The sequence below is a fragment of the Vibrio agarilyticus genome (assembly GCF_012641465.1).
Lineage (GTDB): Bacteria > Pseudomonadota > Gammaproteobacteria > Enterobacterales > Vibrionaceae > Vibrio > Vibrio agarilyticus.
On sequence record NZ_JABAIK010000013.1, the window covers coordinates 36,782 to 53,187 of the forward strand.

At 46.8% G+C, this 16,406-nt stretch carries 12 protein-coding genes and 1 tRNA gene; 4 read left to right on the forward strand and 9 right to left on the reverse strand.

The genetic code is table 11. The annotated features are described in order from the left end of the window. Positions 1 to 2: 2 nt before the first annotated feature. Positions 3 to 1,322 carry an anti-phage deoxyguanosine triphosphatase gene (locus tag HGP28_RS13350; RefSeq protein ID WP_168836972.1) on the forward strand — a complete coding sequence of 440 codons (1,320 nt, stop codon included), beginning with the start codon at positions 3 to 5 and terminating at the stop codon, positions 1,320 to 1,322. Between the two features lie 39 nt (positions 1,323 to 1,361). Here the strand turns inward: HGP28_RS13350 and HGP28_RS13355 are convergent, their stop codons facing one another. Continuing rightward, on the reverse strand, positions 1,362 to 1,982 hold the full coding sequence (locus HGP28_RS13355) for a DTW domain-containing protein (protein ID WP_168837034.1): 621 nt from the start codon (positions 1,980 to 1,982) through the stop codon (positions 1,362 to 1,364). Between the two features lie 6 nt (positions 1,983 to 1,988). On the opposite strand from HGP28_RS13355, the gene rrtA reads away from it, so the two are divergent. Beyond that, positions 1,989 to 2,564 (forward strand): rhombosortase, encoded by a 576-nt coding sequence (gene rrtA, locus HGP28_RS13360; protein WP_343033892.1) that lies wholly within the window; start codon positions 1,989 to 1,991, stop codon positions 2,562 to 2,564. Here the strand turns inward: rrtA and HGP28_RS13365 are convergent. From HGP28_RS13365 to tig, 7 genes are all read right to left on the reverse strand, one after another. Continuing rightward, positions 2,553 to 2,819 carry a ComEA family DNA-binding protein gene (locus tag HGP28_RS13365; RefSeq protein ID WP_343033898.1) on the reverse strand — a complete coding sequence of 89 codons (267 nt, stop codon included), beginning with the start codon at positions 2,817 to 2,819 and terminating at the stop codon, positions 2,553 to 2,555. The two genes, rrtA and HGP28_RS13365, sit on opposite strands and share 12 nt — an antisense overlap. Before the next feature lie 342 nt (positions 2,820 to 3,161). Then, on the reverse strand, positions 3,162 to 5,012 hold the full coding sequence (gene ppiD, locus HGP28_RS13370; protein ID WP_168836973.1) for a peptidylprolyl isomerase: 1,851 nt from the start codon (positions 5,010 to 5,012) through the stop codon (positions 3,162 to 3,164). A gap of 173 nt (positions 5,013 to 5,185) precedes the next feature. Continuing rightward, the gene (locus HGP28_RS13375) at positions 5,186 to 5,479 is read right to left on the reverse strand and encodes an HU family DNA-binding protein (RefSeq protein ID WP_211091997.1); all 294 of its coding nucleotides are present in this window, start codon (positions 5,477 to 5,479) and stop codon (positions 5,186 to 5,188) included. Between the two features lie 172 nt (positions 5,480 to 5,651). Continuing rightward, positions 5,652 to 8,003, reverse strand: a complete 2,352-nt coding sequence (gene lon / locus HGP28_RS13380) for an endopeptidase La (RefSeq protein ID WP_168836975.1) — start codon at positions 8,001 to 8,003, stop codon at positions 5,652 to 5,654. Between the two features lie 127 nt (positions 8,004 to 8,130). Beyond that, complete coding sequence (gene clpX / locus HGP28_RS13385; protein WP_168836976.1) at positions 8,131 to 9,411, reverse strand: ATP-dependent protease ATP-binding subunit ClpX; 1,281 nt, start codon at positions 9,409 to 9,411, stop codon at positions 8,131 to 8,133. A 71-nt stretch (positions 9,412 to 9,482) separates the two neighbouring features. Continuing rightward, on the reverse strand, positions 9,483 to 10,109 hold the full coding sequence (gene clpP, locus HGP28_RS13390) for an ATP-dependent Clp endopeptidase proteolytic subunit ClpP (protein ID WP_168836977.1): 627 nt from the start codon (positions 10,107 to 10,109) through the stop codon (positions 9,483 to 9,485). 106 nt (positions 10,110 to 10,215) lie between these two features. Beyond that, the gene (gene tig / locus HGP28_RS13395) at positions 10,216 to 11,514 is read right to left on the reverse strand and encodes a trigger factor (protein WP_168836978.1); all 1,299 of its coding nucleotides are present in this window, start codon (positions 11,512 to 11,514) and stop codon (positions 10,216 to 10,218) included. Between the two features lie 895 nt (positions 11,515 to 12,409). On the opposite strand from tig, the gene HGP28_RS13400 reads away from it, so the two are divergent. Beyond that, a tRNA-Pro gene (locus HGP28_RS13400) sits at positions 12,410 to 12,486 on the forward strand. A gap of 252 nt (positions 12,487 to 12,738) precedes the next feature. On the opposite strand, the gene HGP28_RS13405 is transcribed toward HGP28_RS13400, so the two are convergent. Then, a complete protein-coding gene (locus HGP28_RS13405) occupies positions 12,739 to 13,104 on the reverse strand; it encodes a DUF2799 domain-containing protein (protein ID WP_168836979.1) in 366 nt (121 codons plus the stop codon). Between the two features lie 536 nt (positions 13,105 to 13,640). Here HGP28_RS13405 and HGP28_RS13410 point away from each other — a divergent pair. Next, positions 13,641 to 16,172 (forward strand): glycosyl hydrolase family 18 protein, encoded by a 2,532-nt coding sequence (locus tag HGP28_RS13410; protein ID WP_168836980.1) that lies wholly within the window; start codon positions 13,641 to 13,643, stop codon positions 16,170 to 16,172. Positions 16,173 to 16,406: the final 234 nt, after the last annotated feature.

The window sequence follows — 16,406 nt, forward strand, 5'->3', positions numbered from 1 at the left end:
TTGTGGAATTTGCTATCAGTGCGGCCTGGCAAAAACGCCATGATGATGAACACAAAATTCGTCGTGACGATCATCGCAGCCCCTTTCAGCGCGACCGAGCCCGAATACTCCACTCGGCAGCATTTCGCCGCCTGCAAGCAAAAACACAAGTTCATGGCGACAGTCAAACCGACTTCCATCGCACTCGACTCACTCACTCATTAGAAGCGGCGCAATTGGGCACTGGAATTGTGGCGCAATTGAAGAAGAAGCACCCTGAATGCCGCGCCCTATTACCCTCAGACAGCTTAATTGATTCGCTCTGTTTAGCTCACGATATTGGGCACCCGCCCTACGGTCACGGTGGCGAAGCCGCCTTAAACTACATGATGCGGGAGCACGGCGGATTTGAAGGCAACGCGCAAACATTTCGCATTGTAACCAAGCTCGAACCCTATACTGAGCACTTTGGTATGAACCTCGCGCGACGAACGCTGCTGGGGCTGATGAAGTATCCTGCGCTTATCAGTCAGACCTGCGCGCCACAGCGGCCATTTCCAGCTAATAACTCGCGCCAAATCAAAGCAAAAGAGTGGTCGCCCGCCAAAGGTATCTATGACTGTGATGAGGCGCGACTAACTTGGGTGCTTGCGCCGCTCAGTGAAGCCGATCGCCAGCGATTTAGTCAGCTCCGCAGCGAGCCCATAAGCCAAGATTGTCATCGCAAGCCGCGTTATAAGTCTCTGGATTGCTCAATCATGGAGTTGGCCGACGACATTGCCTACGGTGTTCATGATCTTGAAGATGCCATAGTGCTTGGGCTCGTTGACCAACACTTATGGCGCGCCCATGCCGAACCAGCACTTGAGCAGTGTGGTGATTCTTGGTTTACCGAACACGTTCACTCATTAAGCGATATGCTATTTAGTGGCCATCACTACCAACGCAAAGATGCGATTGGCGGGATGGTGAATGCGCTATTGACCAGCATCAGATTAGAATTGGTCGAACCGAATTTCACCACACCGCTGCTGCAATACAATGCCACATTAGAGGCACCAATGACGCGTGCGCTTGAGATCCTCAAACGCTTTGTGAGCGAATACGTCATTCAAGCGTCAAGCGTTCAGATGGTGGAATATAAAGGCCAGCAGATCATCATGGATCTTTTTGAAGCATTCAGCGCCGACCCAGCACGCTTGTTGCCCTTAGAAGTGAAAAGCCAGTGGCTGAGTGAGGACGCGTCGTCGGCTCAAATGCGCGTCATTGCCGATTTCATTTCCTCTATGACCGATGGTCATGCAAGGCGCTTGCATCAACAGCTGTTTTCATCTCACGGATAAGATCTCGCAATTTTAACCTTTTGATTAGGCGGATAGGAATCAAGCGCGATTTGAATCACTGTAATTTCGCTCAAAAACGCCCTCTGGCATCTGCGCAATTTGATAGGCGATCATCGCGTCAAATGCGTCCATCAACGGCGAAAAGTCTCGCTGCGGCTCAATGAGGCGCAAAAGATGAAACCCAGCTTCAACAGTGGATAAACTGTTTGCTGTTGGCGCTTTACGAATTCGATAGTTGCCGATGAGATCCAAAGGTAACTGAATCATCGTAAGATGATGCAAATTGGTCGCAAGCTGCCACATTTTGTAGGCTTTTTTCCACGTTCCATCGAGAATGATGATTCGCAATGGTTTATTGACGTCACGCCACGTATTCTCATTATTGACCCGATGAGCCTGCTCACTTGGGAACAAAACGCAACATTGATAATGCTCATCGTTGATAAGAGCGTTTAATGCGTCACACTGTGAAAAATCCTCGCCAACCAAAAGCGTACATCGTTCTAACGATAAGGCGAGAATGCGAGCGGTACCCAGCGCACGGTGGACTTCACTCGAGTGCTGAAGAATGATAACGTCGCTGTCGGACGGTATACGTCTGATGGATGCACACAAACACGCTTTGCGCGCTTTACCACATTGATCACAATAGCGAGACACCATAACGTGAACCTTTCGTTGTTATTTCTGCTTATCAGCTGTTGCGCGGCATTGCTGCAACTCCCCGCCGCCAGTGAATGGGCACAGTGGCATGCCAGTGCAATTCATCAAGGCGAATGGTGGCGGATAGTAACAGGAAACTTTACTCATACCAACCTCGTCCACCTTAGTATCAATCTTGCCGCATTATGGGCTATAGGCTGGATTTTTCGCCCGTCGTGGCGTGAAACTTTGGCACTGATGCTGGCGCTGAGCGTCGTGATCGGGCTGAGTAATTTATTCACTAATATGTCAATTTACGTGGGGCTCTCTGGCGTCTTACACGGTTTGTTCAGTTATTGGGCGCTCAGCGAGGCGCTTCAAGGTCGTCGCTCAAGCTGGCTGCTGGTTACCGGAATTATCATTAAGGTGATATACGAACTGTGGAATGGCGCATCACCACAAACAGCTCAGTGGATAGAGGCCGATATCGCAACGGAGGCGCACGCTTTCGGCCTATTAGGTGGTCTTGTATTAGGTTATATAACGCACTACCACAAACGATACCGCAGTGTGCAAGTTAAGCACGGCTTACTTAAATAAAATTCGCGTTTTATTCTTAGCCAATGTGGAAGGGCCAATTCCTTTCACTTGATCTAAGCTTTCAAGCGAGTCAAAGTGACCATGCTCTTGACGATAGCTGACGATGTCTTCGGCTTTCTTTATTCCGATCCCCACGAGTAGGTCAGCAATTTCTTGCGCAGATGCTTGGTTAATATTGACTGTGATCTCAATCCCTTCAAAAGGATCGCCTTTCGCGGCAATTTGCTCATCGGCCAGTGCATAAGGCATCGCCATTCCCACGGCTAACATCACTACAGCAATACGTTTCTTTACAGTCTGACCTAATAACAACCAATGACAACATTTTCGCATATTTATCCCTCTCTCTAAAATTGATTTGTGACACTAACGCACCAGTGTGTGATGAAAGCTATCCATAGCCCCTAGCAAACTGTAGAATCTAGCAAGAACCTTAGCCACAAAATCACAGTTAATGTACTGATTTTAAAGAAAAATAAAACGGGCCACTTTCATGGCCCGTTTTGATAAACAGCATAGTTACACCCGCTATCCATTGCTCGATGGCAAACGTCGCTAGTGCAACAAATCACCTCCCCTTAAAAGGGGAACTGGCGATTAGTTACTGACAACAAAATACTCAATATCTGCATTAGCACGTAATACCGCGATAACAGAAGCCAAGTCTTGTTGACTAGAAACACGCTCAAGTTGCGCAGCTACCTGAGGAACAATCGCTGGATCGAGCTCCGCAGTTACAGCGTCCAATTCAATGACGGTGATATCACCATTGGCAGCTTTGTTTTTCGCAAACACAGGCTTATCCGCTTGTGGTTTTGGCATCGCAAAAACAGTCATCGCAAGGTTTGAAGAGCGATCAATTTGTTCTGATTCACCAAAACTCAACCCGTTTTCTGCCAATACCGCGTCGTTACCGGCATTCAAATCAGCGACCACTTTATCGGCTAATGCGACTGCCTGCTCTTCGCCCTTTACGCGTGATAGTTCGGCAACAACTTGCGCTTGAACTTCTTGCAAAGGCAATACTGTTTCATCACGCACGTCTTCTACGCGAACCACCAAAATGTGCTCAGGTGCAATTTCGATTGCCTCAGAATTCAAACCATCTTCTTTCACTTCTGGGCTTTCAATTGCCGCAGCAATGGCAGGGTTTTGTAGTACCTCTGGCGCATCAATTTGAGAGATGAAATCCGTCGTTTGTACTGGCAAATTGACAGCATTCGCAGCATCGTCCAAGGAATCTGGGTATTCGAACGCCACTTTTTCCAGCTCGGTCTGCAATTGATAGAATTGCTCAACCGCTTGACTATCGCGTAGCTCAGCTTTGATCTGTGCAGAGACTTCGGCAAACGGCTTCGCTTGCGCCTTAGTCAACTCATCAAGTTTAATGATGTGGAAACCAAAATCAGACTCAACCACCGCAGACACATCACCAACATTGGTTAAAGCAAACGCCGCATCTTCAAACGCTGGGTCCATAACGCCCCTTTCGATAAAGCCAAGGTCGCCGCCATTTTCAGCACTACCAAAATCTTCTGATTTCTCTTTCGCCAGCTCTGCAAAATCAGCGCCTTCGGCTAGAGTTTTCGCAACAGCGTCAGCGGCAGCGGCATCACTAAGCAAAATATGGCTTACGCGACGCTGCTCAGCAGAAGAGTATTTGTCCAACTGCTGCTGGTAATGTTGCTCAGCTTGCTCGTCAGAAATCTCAATTTGCTCTTTAAGCGCATTGGCTGACAGCTCAACATAAGAGACTTTGACCTGTTCAGGGCGAGTGAACATTTCTGGATTTTGCTCGTAATACTGCTGAATTTGCTCTTCGTTAAGTGTCACTTTGTCAGCAAACTCTTGAAGGCCAATGGTTAACGTACGAATATCGCGCGTTTGAGTAAAGAGCTTACCTTGTAGCGCGATTTCATTAGGTAGAGAGAACTCACTGGTGCTCAACGCCGCCATTAATTGATCACGAACCATTTGGCTGCGCATGTAGCTTGCAAACGAGTCCGGAGTAAAACCTGCACGACGAAGTGCCGCTTGGTAGATTTCTTGGTCAAATTGACCGTCACGTTGGAACTCTGTCATGGCCAGAATTTCGCTACGCACTTGAGCGTCACTGACGCGAAGCCCCATCGACTGCGCTTGCTGGTCAATCAATGCATCGTTGATCATGCGATCCAGTACTGAACGGCGGAATTGCTCAACATAGGCAGGATCGGCAAGCAACTGCGCAAAATAATCGCCCATTTGAGCTTGCATTCGGTTGCGTTCGTTTTGATATGCGATTTCAAACTCACCGCGTGGGATTTCATTGTTACCCACTTTTGCCGCGGCGTTACCACCGTTACCTACAAGACCACCAACGCCGGTAAAGATAAAAGAAAGGATAATCAAACCCAGGATAATTTTCACCGCGATGCTGTTCACGCCTTCGCGTAATCGATCCATCATAATGTTACTGTTCTCCACGAACGAAGCGAATTGCTTCTGAAATAAATAATGTCGCCGATAATATCAGAAAAAGAAAAGCGCATCAGTACGATGCGCAGAAATTAAAAAAGTTCAATTGTACTTGTTTCTAAAACCGACAACCGTGGCCTCGTTCGACCAAAAATACATCAAACTTAGTTACAAGCGTCTTTCAGTGCTTTGCCAGCTTTGAATGCAGGCACTTTTGCTTCAGGGATTTGGATTTCTTGCCCCGTTTTAGGGTTACGACCCGTACGCGCTGCACGAGTGCGCACACTGAAAGTACCAAAGCCAACGAGCGCTACTTGATCGCCAGTTTCTAAAGTATTGCTAACAGCTTCAATGAATGCGTCTAGGGCACGGCCAGCGGAAGCTTTAGATATATCAGCATTTGCTGCAATAGATTCTACAAGTTGAGTTTTGTTCACAGTTATTCCCCTTACTGCCATCTGTCGTTATTGTTGTAGATGACGTCCATAATTTTATATCTAACCACTACTGCCAAGCCTTATTAGATAAGGGCTAGCAGCCTTCGGAGATTAACTTAGCGCCCAAAAAAAACGCTGACAAGCCTTTTTGACTTTGTCAGCGTAGAGTTTTACTTATTTTTGGAGCACATCACTATTTTGAGACACCAAACTCAACCCCTTCGGGTGCGCGCTCAAGAGCAACATTGAGTACTTCATCAATCCATTGTACTGGAATCACTTTAAGATCTGCGATGACATTCTCCGGAATCTCTTCCAAGTCACGCTCGTTATCTTTCGGGATTAAGACGGTTTTAATACCACCACGATGTGCCGCAAGAAGCTTCTCTTTCAATCCACCAATTGGTAGCACTTCGCCACGCAGGGTAATTTCACCCGTCATAGCGACATCACCTTTAACAGGATTGCCGGTCAAGCTCGACACCAATGCGGTACACATAGCAATACCCGCACTTGGACCATCTTTCGGGGTGGCGCCTTCCGGCACATGGACATGAATATCCTTTTTCTCATAAAAGTCGGTATTAATACCCAACTTTTCTGCGCGTGAGCGAACCACTGTCATTGCCGCTTGGATTGACTCTTGCATCACATCGCCCAAAGAGCCAGTCTGAGTCAATTTGCCTTTGCCTGGCATCGCTTCCGTTTCGATGGTGAGCAAATCACCGCCCACTTCCGTCCATGCCAAGCCAGTCACTTGCCCAATGCGGTTACTGTCGTCAGCCTTACCGTAATCAAATCGCTGCACGCCGAGAAACTCTTTCAGATTGTCCATTGAAACAGTCACTGATTTTAACGTCGGATCAAGCAGAATATTCTTGACCGCTTTACGGCAGATCTTTGAAATTTCACGCTCAAGGCCACGTACACCGGCTTCGCGAGTGTAGTAACGAATAATGCCTGTAATCGCCGAGTCCTCAATGACAATCTCATTAGGTTTCAAACCATTACGTTTAACTTGTTTGTCAACCAGATGGCGTTTTGCAATATTCAGCTTCTCATCTTCGGTGTAACCTGAAAGACGAATCACTTCCATACGGTCAAGTAATGGGCCTGGAATGTTCATTGAGTTTGATGTCGCAACAAACATCACATCAGACAGGTCGTAATCAACTTCAAGGTAGTGATCATTAAACGAGTTATTCTGCTCTGGATCTAAAACTTCCAACAGCGCAGAAGCAGGATCGCCACGCATGTCCGACGACATTTTGTCAATTTCATCGAGCAAAAACAGTGGGTTTTTCACTCCCACTTTTGCCATTTTCTGAATCAGCTTGCCCGGTAGTGAACCAATATAGGTGCGACGGTGACCGCGAATTTCCGCTTCATCACGCACGCCACCCAATGCCATGCGGACGTACTGACGACCGGTAGCTGATGCAATTGAACGCCCAAGCGATGTTTTACCAACACCCGGAGGACCAACCAAACACAGAATCGGTCCTTTCAACTTGTTAATACGATTTTGCACCGCCAAATACTCAAGAATGCGTTCTTTTACTCGTTCAAGGCCATAATGATCTTCGTTCAAGATTTCTTCGGCTTTGGCTAAGTTTTTCTTCACTTTAGAACGCTTCGCCCACGGCACACTGATCATCCAATCAATGTAGCTGCGCACGACAGTCGCCTCAGCAGACATCGGCGACATCATCTTCAGCTTTTGTAATTCTTGCTCCGTCTTTTCGCGCGCCTCAGCAGGCATTTTAGACTCTTCAATCTTTTGCTTAAGACTTTCAAACTCGTCTGGAGCATCTTCCATTTCACCGAGTTCTTTTTGGATTGCCTTCATTTGCTCATTGAGGTAATACTCGCGCTGAGATTTTTCCATCTGCTTTTTCACGCGGTTACGGATGCGCTTCTCAACTTGCAGCAAGTCAATTTCTGACTCCATTTGCCCCATCAAAAACTCAAGCCGTGCAGTGACGTCAACAAGCTCGAGCACTTGCTGCTTATCATTTAACTTGAGTGGCATATGAGCCGCGATGGTGTCGGCCAAACGCGCAGCATCATCAATGCCATTGAGTGACGTGAGCACTTCAGGTGGAATTTTTTTATTGAGCTTAATAAAACCTTCAAACTGATTCGTCGCACTGCGAACAATCACTTCTTGCTCACGCTCATCCAGTTCAGGAGTTTGAACAAACTGCGCTTCAGCCAAGAAAAATTCACTGTCGAGATAACGCTCAATTTTGGCGCGCTGCTGGCCTTCAACCAGTACTTTGACTGTGCCATCGGGCAGCTTAAGCAATTGCAAAATCGTTGCAACTGTACCCATTTCAAACAGATCGTCGCGGGTAGGTTCGTCTGTGTCAGCTTGCTTTTGGGCGACCAGCAATACTTGCTTATTATTTTCCATCGCTGCTTCTAAACAGCTGATTGATTTCTCTCGGCCAACAAATAAAGGAATCACCATATGAGGGTAAACTACCACATCACGCAGTGGCAGTACGGGGATCTCGATACGCTCGGAACGTTCCAAGTTCATATAATTCTCTCTTCCGCTTTACGTTTACGCGTTACTTTACGCTGTATATGGGGGCAATTTTTTGGGATTCAATAAAAGAATAAAAAAAGGGGGTAATAACTTACCCCCTTAGTCGGATATTGCGGATTTACTCGGAGCTAGCAGCTTGCGTTTCGCTGTTGCTATAAATCAGTAAGGGATCAGACTCGCCCTTGATGACTGATTCATCGATAACCACTTTGCTCACATCGTTTGTTGATGGCAAGTCATACATGGTATCAAGCAACACACCTTCGAGAATTGAACGTAAACCACGCGCACCTGTCTTGCGCTCCATCGCTTTTTTTGCAATGGCGCGTAGCGCGTCTTCACGGAACTCAAGTTCGGCATTTTCAAGTTCAAACAACGCGGCATACTGCTTGGTTAACGCGTTTTTCGGCTCACAGAGAATTTGAATCAGAGCTTCTTCATCCAATTCAGTCAGTGTTGCCGTGACAGGCAAACGACCAATGAATTCTGGAATAAGTCCGTATTTTACCAAATCTTCTGGTTCAACCTGAGTAAACCACTCGCCAACGTTTTTCATGTCGTCTTTTGAGCGAACTTCGGCAGCAAAACCGATTCCTGTTCCTGTTGCAACACGCTGCTCAATCACTTTATCCAAGCCAGCAAATGCGCCGCCACAGATAAAGAGGATTTTAGACGTGTCAACTTGCAAGAACTCTTGTTGCGGGTGCTTGCGCCCACCTTGTGGTGGCACAGAGGCAATTGTGCCTTCAACCAACTTCAACAATGCTTGCTGAACGCCTTCGCCAGAAACATCGCGAGTGATAGACGGGTTTTCCGCTTTACGCGAAATCTTATCAATTTCGTCAATGTAGACGATGCCGCGCTCCGCTTTTGCAACGTCGTAATCGCATTTTTGCAGCAGTTTCTGAATGATGTTCTCAACATCTTCACCAACATAACCCGCTTCGGTTAGTGTTGTTGCGTCTGCCATGGTAAACGGTACATCAAGGAAACGTGCAAGGGTCTCTGCGAGTAGCGTTTTACCACTTCCCGTTGGGCCAATAAGTAGAATATTACTTTTGCCGAGCTCAACGCCTTCACTAGTGGTATCACCATTACGCAAACGCTTATAGTGATTATATACCGCTACAGCAAGTACCTTCTTTGCATGTTCTTGACCAATAACGTAGTCGTCAAGGTGACCGCGAATCTGTTTCGGCGTCGGTAACGCCTCAGATTCTTTCTTCGGTAACACATCTTTAATTTCTTCGCGAATAATGTCGTTACACAAATCGACACATTCATCACAGATGTAGACCGAAGGACCTGCGATCAGCTTACGGACTTCGTGTTGGCTTTTGCCGCAGAAAGAGCAATACAACAGCTTACCGTTACCGCCCTCTTTGCCTTTGTCTGTCATTCGCTAACCTCGTAGCCTTAACTCATTACAATTGAGTGTATATCAGATTCAGTTAAATTGCGCTGCTTAGTTTACTGACCGCGGTGGGTCAGCACTGAGTCAATAATGCCATAATCAGCCGCTTGCTGTGCTGACATGAAATTATCGCGATCTGTATCGCGCTCAATCACTTCTAATGGTTGACCTGAGTGTTCAGCCAACAATTTGTTCAGTTTGCCCTTGATAGTCAAAATCTCTTGGGCATGAATTTGAATGTCTGACGCTTGCCCTTGGAAACCACCAAGCGGTTGATGAATCATCACTCGTGAATTTGGCAGCGCAAAACGTTTACCCGGCGCACCACCTGCCAGCAAAAACGCTCCCATAGAACAGGCTTGACCTGTGCACAGCGTGCTGACATTCGGCTTAATAAACTGCATGGTATCGTAAATCGCCATACCCGCAGTCACACTACCACCCGGAGAGTTAATGTATAAGAAAATGTCTTTATCCGGATTTTCAGACTCAAGGAAAAGCAACTGCGCAACCACAAGGTTTGCCATGTGATCTTCAACTTGTCCGGTTAGAAAAATAATGCGGTCTTTCAGTAGACGAGAGTAAATATCGAAAGAACGTTCACCACGGGAGGTTTGCTCGATAACCATGGGTACCAATGCATCAATGATTGGTGACATGGCATTTTTCTCTTGGTAGCTCATATTGTTATATCCCTAAAATAAATGGCCCGAATGACGACTATCATACGGACCATTGTTAGCAGACAAATTAACGGTTCGTCAACTTTTCTACCAAAGATATGGCAGATTAAGCAGGCTTGTTCATCAGTTCGTTAAAGCCAACTTCTTTCTCTGCAACTTGCGCTTTAGCGATGATCGCTTCAATAGCTTGCTCTTCTAGAGCAAGATTGCGCATGTTGTTCATCATCTCTTCGTTTTGCTCGTAGTAAGCAATAACTTCTGAAGGATCTTCATATGCAGTCGCCATCTCTTCGATTAGCGATTTCACTTTCTCTTCATCCGCTTTAAGTTCGTTGGTTTTGATCACTTCACCAAGAAGCAGACCAACGACAACGCGACGTTTTGCTTGCTCTTCAAAAAGTTCACGAGGAAGCTGCGCAGCCGCTTCTACGTTGCCACCAAAACGTTGTGCCGCTTGTTGACGTAGCACATTGATTTCTTGGTCAATAAGTGCACTTGGTACGTCAATATCGTTCTCTTTCACCAAGCCGTCGATGGCTTGATCTTTGATGCGATTTTTAACAGCTTGCTTCAGTTCGCGTTCCATGTTCTTACGCACTTCAGCTTTAAGCGCGTCTAGGCCACCTTCTGCAACGCCGAACTTAGCCACAAATTCTTCGTTAAGTTCTGGCAGTTCACGAGTTTCTACCTTGCTCAGTTTGATAACAAACTTAGCCGCTTTACCTTTTAGGTTTTCAGCGTGGTAATCTTCAGGGAACGTCACATCAATTTCAAATTCCATGCCTGCTGTTTTGCCGGTGATACCGTCTTCAAAACCAGGGATCATGCGGCCTGCGCCCATTTCTAGAGGGAAGTTTTCAGCTTTACCGCCTTCAAACTCTTCACCATCGATAGAACCAACGAAATCGATTGTTGCACGAGTACCAGCTTCTGCTGCCACATCAGCTTCTTTCCAAGTCGCTTGTTGCTTACGAAGTGTCTCGATCATCTCTTCAACGTCAGACTCTTTTACTTCAGCAACTGGCTTTTCTACTGTGATGTTTTCTAGGCCTTTCAGCTCAACTTCAGGGTAAACTTCAAACGTTGCTGTGAACACTAAGTCTACGCCTGCAGCATTTTCAACTGGAGCGAATGTTGGTGCGCCCGCTGGGTTGATTTTTTCTTTGATGATCGCTTCGATGAAATGACGTTGCATCACTTCGCCAAGCACATCTTGACGCACTGCTTTGCCGTACATCTGTGCAACCATTTTTAGTGGCACTTTACCTTTACGGAAACCATCAAAACGACGGTTTTTCGCGATGTTGCGTAGTTCCGCTGTCACTGCATCTTCGATGTTTGCAGCAGGAACAGTAATGTTAAGGCGGCGCTCTAGGCCTTCTAGCGTTTCAACAGTAACTTGCATTATTTATAAACCTCAAAAAAGGCTCAGTTTGACTGAGCATAGGAGCCATCAAATTCAACATGATATGTTGCGAAAGTTGGCTTCATCCTTGTTTGTGCTCTGTCCGAACACTTGATTCATCGAGTATTGATGCTGCAAGGCAACATCAGACTATTCAGCGATATCTTCACGACTCACAAAAACGTGATAACCCAAAAGGTATCTCCAATTAGTCTCAGGACAGCAATTCGACGCGACATTCTAGCGATCTGTACCGCGACTGTCGAGACACGCGCCACTATGTGCGCAATCAATGGCCTAATTTACCAAAAGAATCGCCTCACCCGCGATAAAACTGCGCAACAGAGTGTTAAATTGCACCGCTAAGCTTAGGTGATGTGATAAGACGTTTCAGAAATGGGGACAATAGCGGCTTTTTCAAGAGAATCGACCGCTTTTTTTAATTTAAAGCTCAAAAAGAGATCTTGCTCTTGTTTTTTCAATTCACTTTCGTCTGTTGACCTGAACCTCGCCTCGCCCATTGCTACGCTGACTGGAGGCAATGTTGACTGGACATTCTAAGTGACCTGAATAATGAAAAATCATCGACACTCATTCCAAACCTCTTGTAACGAGGGTGACATTGATGACACTGTGCTAATCAACGGTCTCTATCGTCAAGAGCGCCGTCGCAGAGCCAGAAGATCCGCGTGCGACAATCACAAATTACGATATCAATGGTATGAAAGACGCTATCGACGAGAACGGCGCGCGACTAACAGTCAGTCAATCGATGTGACGATTTAGCCACAAATGAGGCAAATCGCTCGGCTTTTAATCAAACACACCGAAAATCGAATATTGTTAGCAAACAACCCCTTGACGCTCATCGCCAATCCGACTATTGTACCTCCATCGGACTGTAGCGCAGCTTGGTAGCGCACCGTCATGGGGTGTCGGGGGTCGGAGGTTCAAATCCTCTCAGTCCGACCATACACCTAAAGCCCGCAGCGTTTTCGTTGCGGGCTTTTCCGTTTAAATCGACTAATGAGTTATTCCTGACGAATTCGCTGCCTAACGGATATACCCGTCCCACTTGAGGTAGCAGCGGTGTTCACGGGCACTTACAAACCTCATCACATAGTCTGTCTATGTTCACGAAGTGCTCAGAGGCTTTGTTCGCTGGTCGCCTACCTGCATCTTCAAGTTATTTGGGTATAGGTGACACGAGTGGGCTTTGCTCTCCTAATAATCGCCGGTGAAGCCACTGTTTCCCATCTCCATGCCCTCATTGTAGTCGTCGGCAAAGGAAGGATTAATACCATCGCAAATGCCCCGGTAAATCTCACCACTGATGCCCATTTCATAAGGGTCTCGATTACAGTAAACCGCTAGGCCTGCATCATATCCCGAACTGTATGCTTGATAGAGCCCAGGATCGACAACAGGGGCTTTTGCCATCAGTCCTGTCTCCGTCATTTTAAGCTCACCGTCCAACGCTTGTGTCTGTCCAAACTCCTCCCACACAGCAGGACTTTGGCTCGTTGGGTATGTCATCGTGGTGCAACCTGCTAGCGCGAATATCATTATGATCGGTGCAATCTGTTTCATTCACTGTCTCCTTGGTGTAACCAATATCATTGCTCATTCAAAACTATTTTTTCGGCTCGAATCAGCAAGGCTCCCTCAACAAATAGGCCAGTGATCAGCGGATTACCAAGTGGGACACTGACTCAAATTAGCGACTCCTACAATTTAAGTCGTATGAAAAACTTATGGTTTTACATTGAACTAGATATACCTAAGTGACCTCAACTCTTATTTTATCGAGCGCCATTTGGCAGTGCACATGGTTGCATTTTATAAAATTAACTTTCCGTCGTAAATGAACGCAACAAAATGATAACATTCGACCTCTTTTGAGTGCTCTGCCAAATTCTCGCTTTCTTTTTTTGCATAAGAAATAATCATCAACAAATACTGTTTTTTGTCAGCGCAACTTACCTCATTTAAGTCATTTGCTTTAAGAAATGAGCCGTGTGTTGACGATTCACTATCGATTTTTGCTCCTTCATTTATTACGGAAAAATAGTGATGTCTTTGACGCAAATTCGGTAGGACCACTCACATAACACGAGAATATGGATATGAAACGACTTACTCTGTGTGCCACTGGTGTGCTTTTTGCTCTTAGCGGCACCGCAGTAGCCGCGCCCGCGACCCCAAGCGTAGATGTTTACGGCTCAAATAATTTGCAGTTCTCCAAAATCGAGTTGGCAATGGAAACGACATCTGGTTATGACCAGATGGTAACTTACAAAGATCAAGCAGACATTAGTATCAAGTTCAATCAATGGAGCGGTACGCCCGGCGATACCTACCATATTTATTTTGACGGCGTCAAAGTCGCGTCTGGCGATATTACAGGTGCGCAAACCAGTGCGGATTTTCAATATGGTCAAGGCGGTCGCTATCAGTTGACGATAGAAGCGTGTGATGACACAGGATGTAGCACCAGCGAAGCCGCGGAAATCGTTGTTGCCGATACCGATGGTGCCCATTTAGATCCACTTGCGATGAATATTGATCCCAATAACAAAACATTTGGCACGACTCCGGATACGGTTGTTGGCACCTATTTTGTGGAATGGGGTATTTATGGGCGTGATTACACCGTTGATAACATTCCCGTAGACAATCTGACCCACATTATTTATGGATTTATTCCAATCTGTGGTCCGAATGAATCGGTTAAATCTGTTGGCGGTAACAGTTTTAATGCCCTGCAAACAGCTTGTCAGGGAATGGATGATTTTGAAGTGGTCATTCACGACCCATGGGCAGCGTATCAAAAAAGCTTTCCCCAAGCAGGTCATGAATTCAGTTCGCCCATCAAGGGGAACTATGCCATGCTGATGGCGCTAAAACAGCGCAAGCCTGACCTCAAAATTCTCCCTTCTATCGGTGGCTGGACGCTATCTGACCCCTTCTATAGCTTCACAGACAAAGCCAATCGCGACGTCTTTGTTGCGTCAGTAAAAGAATTTCTTAATACATGGAAATTTTACGACGGTGTCGATATTGATTGGGAATACCCAGGAGGGGGCGGCGAAGCGGCTAATCTTGGCGATCCTGAAAATGATGGCGATGCGTATATTGCTTTGATGCGTGAATTACGTGCAATGCTTGACGAGCTTGAAGAACAAAACGGACGCACTTACGAGCTTTCGTCTGCCATCGGTATGGGGCACGACAAACTTGAAGACGTTGATTATGCAGAAGCGGTCCAGTACATGGACTACATCTTCACAATGACGTACGACTTTTATGGCGGCTGGAACAACGTTCCCGGCCATCAAGCCGGTCTTTATTGTGGCGAATTTATGCGCGAGGGTCAGTGTGATGGCTCAGGCACCGATGCCGAAGGCGTTCCATATAAAGGTCCAGCGTACACCGCAGATAATGGAATTCAGATCCTCCTTGATCAAGGTGTTCCCGCCAATAAACTGGTTCTCGGTGCCGCTATGTACGGCCGTGGCTGGGAAGGCGTGACACCGGATACACTAACGACCGCCGGCGATCCCATGACGGGAAGCGCAACAGGTAAACTCAAAGGCTCAACTGCTCAAGGGGTCTGGGAAGACGGGGTTATCGACTATAAAGGGGTTAAAGCCTTTATGCTTGGTGCCAATAGTCAAGGTATCAATGGGTTTGAATACGGCTACGATGCACAAGCGGAAGCGGCTTGGGTTTGGAATCGTACCACTGGTGAACTTATCACATTTGATGATGAGCGCTCTGTTAAAGCCAAAGGCGCATACGCTCGCAGTTTAGGTTTGGCTGGCCTCTTCTCATGGGAAATTGATGCTGATAATGGCGATATTCTGAACGCCATGCATGAAGGGCTGCAGACTACCGTTGGCAATCGCGCGCCGAATGCCAACGCTGGTAACAACGTTACAGTTGAAGGGCCTGCTACTGTCACATTGGATGGTTCAGCGTCACGCGATAACGACGGTCAAATTGTTAGTTATCTTTGGGAGCAAACCAGCGGTACTGGCGTCACTCTAGAAAATGCAACAAGTGCCTCTGCCAATTTTTCAGTAGCACAAGTCAGCCAAGATGAAGCGCTTACCTTCACTTTGACCGTAACCGATAATGAAGGCGCAACAGCGCAAGACACGGTGACAGTGACAGTAACGGCCGCAGACAACAACCAAACTGATAATCAAGCACCACAAGCGGTCATTAATGCACCAGCGACGGCAGCCGCGGGCTCGCTTATCACACTTGACGCATCCGCCTCAAGTGACGCAGATGGTGATGTGCTCAGCTTTAATTGGACTTTACCCAGCGGGCTCAATGCCACCGTCAATGGTAGCCAAGTATCGTTTAATGCTCCTAGCTACGATAAAGACACTATTCTAGAATTCACTGTCGTGGTAAGCGATGGCAAAGCGAGTGATACCCTATCGACGAGCATCACTGTTAACGCTGATACACCGCCACCAGCGCAGTGCGATAACGAATGGAACAGTGATTCTGTATACACAGGTGGAGATACCGTAAGTTGGGATGGCACATTGTGGGAAGCCAAGTGGTGGACCCAAGGCCAAAATCCGAGTGACTCTGGTGAATGGGGTGTTTGGAAAGCCATCGGAAACGCAAGCTGTAACTAAGCAAGCGGCTGCCGATATACCCAAACAACTGGCGCTCCAGGTAAGTGACAAGCAAACAAAGCCTTTGAGCATAGGCTCGCTATGTAATGAGGTTTGTGAGTTGTGAGCGCCAGTTCTTTAATGTTTAAAGAATAACGCTGTAACTTCAAGTAAGGCGGGTATATCCCCTTGGCACCAACAATAACACGCTCGATTCATTTCTTTGGGAATGAGCCGAGCGTGTTCGACGTTTTA